We start from the raw sequence: 3,225 nt of genomic DNA, 5'->3' as shown, positions 1-3,225 counted from the left end.
GCGATTTACGGGGGTTGAGGGATGGTGCTTGTGTGGGGGCAACCTGATGAGCAGACATAGGCATAAAGACGGATAATGACACGGATAGCGAGCAGGGCGGCAGCGCGTCATCCTGTGGAAAAACGAACTATATCCAAGAATAAAATTACAGTTCACTCTGTATGTGCCTACAGGTGTGCAAAAACACCGTCAACGCAGGAGGTTATCACATATATCAAGATATGCTGTACCGCACGAACTGAATACGCACGTACCGTTCAGGAGACGAGAGACTCCTATGGGAGAGCTACCCGGTCTGCCCTCTCCAATACCCACTGCTGCCAGCGGTCTTGCGTAAGCACGTAGTAAAGAGTTCAATGTAGCAGTTCACCTGTGCAGTCGGGCAGTCAGTGAAGTGCAACACGGAGTCGTTGTGCTAAGAAGCCGGCTATCTTATCTATCGGCGCTGACTTTACGCTGCCGATCACCGCTGCGCCACGTAGTGCCATACAAGTCCTGCAGCGATCAGCGCCAGGCCGCTTCCCCAGATGACAGGCTCAACCCAGAACGCCAGTCCCAGGCAGCCCAGCAGGCCGCCCCACGCCACCACAGGCGGATAGAGCCGGTCTGTCGCTGAGAGTTGCAGTGCCGACAGGTTGGTCAGCGCATAGTAGATAAGCACGGTGAACGCGCTGAACGTCCAGGTGGTGCGCACATCGCCAATCAGCGCCAGCCCGAAGATGAGCGTTCCAATGGCGAGTGTGGCTACGGTAGGCGTAGTGTGGGCTGCGTTGAGGCGGGTGGTGGCTTCGGGCATATCGCCGCGGCGGCCCATCGCCAGGAGCACGCGCGAAAGGCCCAGCAGCAGGTTCAAGAGCACGCCGAGCATGGCCGTGCACGCTCCAATCGTGATGATAGCGGTGCCGCCCGGTAGCGCCAGCGCCTGCACGGCTGCTTCGAGTGGAGACGCAGCATCGGTGGCCGCACCGAGTCCATCAGCTCCAATGGCAGCCACCCCGGTAGCGGCCACGCCGATGTACAGCAGCGTGACCACCACCATCGTAATCACAATGGCACGGGGAATGGTACGGCGCGGATTCTGCACCTCTTCGCCCAGGGTGGCAATGCGTCCGTATCCCGTAAAGGCCACGAACATGAGGGCCGTTGCATGGAACAGCGAAGAGAACATGCCTTCGTCTGCGGCCGGATCGAAGAACGGATCGAAGAACTGCGCGGTGCCCTCGGTAGAAACAGTTGTCGTGGCGCCCCCAATCACGAAATAGGCGAGCGTAGCCAGCGTGACCGACACGATCGCCATGTTCGTCCAGTTCGAGCGCCGGATGCCGCTAAGTACCACGCCGGTGAGCACCACAACTGCGGCCAGGGCAACCGGAACCAGCCATGCGGTGGGGCCCCCCAGCACACCCAGCAGGTATCCTGCAAACCCCAAGGCCGCAGTGGCTGCCGAGGCGCTCTTTGCCGCGAGGTACATCCAGCCTGCGGTAAATCCAAAGGGGGCAGAGAGATACTCATATCCGTACTCGTACGTGCCGCCACTCACCGGATGGTTGGCAGCCAGCTGCGCGCTGCTAAACGCGTTGCACGAAGCCACACACGCCGCCAGCGCAATGGCCAGCATCACCGCCGGTCCGGTGATCCCCGCGGCAATGCCGATGCTGACAAACACGCCGGTGCCGACCATAGAGCCCAGTCCAAGCAGCACGGCGCCGGGCACGCCAATGGCTCGGATGAGACGGGGGGAATTATTGGAGGCGGGCATGGCGAAGTAGATTCAGGAGAGATCGATGAGGTCGCGAAGCGGCACACGGATAGCGGCAATGAGAAGTTCATTCGTGCTCATGCATGTCAAGGCCAGGCCGCGTAGCCCACAAAGGGGTTTCCTGCATTGCGCAAGCCTTCCTGCCCAACCGCGTCCTGTAGCAACGTTAGATTTGTATGTCATGTCTATCAGTACTGCTTGCACATGAAGTCCTGCTTGCACATGCGAGAGCGACCGTGTATACTTTGTGTGATACAGGCTATTCTATCTATTTCTCCGCTGCACACAGTCCTCCATGTCTACGCTATATACGTCGTACGTCCGCGCTTCTGTCCTGCAAGGCGTGCTTATCGCAATACTATTTGCGGGGAGTCCGCCCGCCGCATCTGCCCAGTGCACCGACCAGTTCCTGGAGACAGAAGATATTGTGCTCGACCAATCGGAGCAACTCCTCGGTCCGATCCAGAGCGCCACGATGCTGCCGAACGGTCAGCTCGCCGTTGTAACAGAAGATCCAGGCGTGTTTCTCTTCGACGCAGACGGTTCGTTCGTGCGTCAGTTGGGCAAGTCGGGACAAGGGCCCTTTGAGTATGGAAATCCATCGATCGTTCGCGCCCACGGAGAAAACATTGCAGTTTGGGACGGGGGGCGGTCCGTTCAGATGCGAGGGGGCGATGTTGTCAGCGGAGGCACTGGTGGTATGAAGATCATTGTGTATGGCACCGATGGGGCGCCGGTTGACGAGTTTAGCGGCATTACATGGTCGGTGTCGGACTTCGTGATCAGTGATAGCGTGGTGTATACGTATCAGAGCGGGGCGCGAAAGCCGTTTGTGCGCGCTTGGGATACCGAGGTGCGTGAAGAGGTTGACCTGTCGATAGATGAGGAGGCGACGATAGAGCGAGTGGCGCTTCATATGCAATCAGGAAGCGGAACGCTTGCGCACTATGGTGACCACCTGTTGTTTATGGATCCGAGCGTGTCTGCCGTGCAGCGATACGACCTCGCCTCGGAAACAACTGACAGGCTTGCGATAGACGACCCAGCGTTTCGACTTGGTGCGCTCAATGTGGATGATCAGGACGCGCTAAATGCCGATCCGTTTGCGGCGCTGGCGTTTGGGATGGAAAGTAGTAGCAGCTATCGAACCGTTGCAGCCGACAACGCCATCCTTGCGATTCTTAAGCATGGGCGGGTCACGTACAACCCGCCCCTTGTCCAGGACGGTCGTCCGAATCCCAATGCCGAACTGGATACCTTTGACCGCTACCTGCATGTGCATCGTCTTGGAGATGCAGGAGAGGCGGAGGCATGCGAACACATCGACATTGACCCGGAAGCCACCCAGACCGATGCTCCCATCGTGGGGCCAACGCCCCAGGGCTTCCTATACCTTGAGCAGCGGATGAATGAGGGTGACATCGACTATGTGCTTCGTGCGTTCTCAGACTCCAAATAGAGAAAAC

Annotated in this window: 2 protein-coding genes; one reads left to right on the top strand and one right to left on the bottom strand. The window is 58.5% G+C overall.

What is annotated here, in order from left to right:
• Positions 1-463: 463 nt before the first annotated feature.
• On the bottom strand, positions 464-1,759 hold the full coding sequence (locus PPP56_RS01585) for an APC family permease (protein ID WP_353562106.1): 1,296 nt from the start codon (positions 1,757-1,759) through the stop codon (positions 464-466).
• A 295-nt stretch (positions 1,760-2,054) separates the two neighbouring features.
• Here PPP56_RS01585 and PPP56_RS01580 point away from each other — a divergent pair, with 295 nt between their 5' ends.
• Positions 2,055-3,218, top strand: a complete 1,164-nt coding sequence (locus PPP56_RS01580; RefSeq protein WP_353562104.1) for a 6-bladed beta-propeller — start codon at positions 2,055-2,057, stop codon at positions 3,216-3,218.
• Positions 3,219-3,225 lie beyond the last annotated feature (7 nt).

The sequence above is a fragment of the Longimonas sp. genome (assembly GCF_040409695.1).
GTDB lineage: Bacteria > Bacteroidota > Rhodothermia > Rhodothermales > Salinibacteraceae > Longimonas.
Note: the sequence above shows the minus strand (reverse complement) of the source record. Positions and strands in the feature narration are given on the sequence as shown.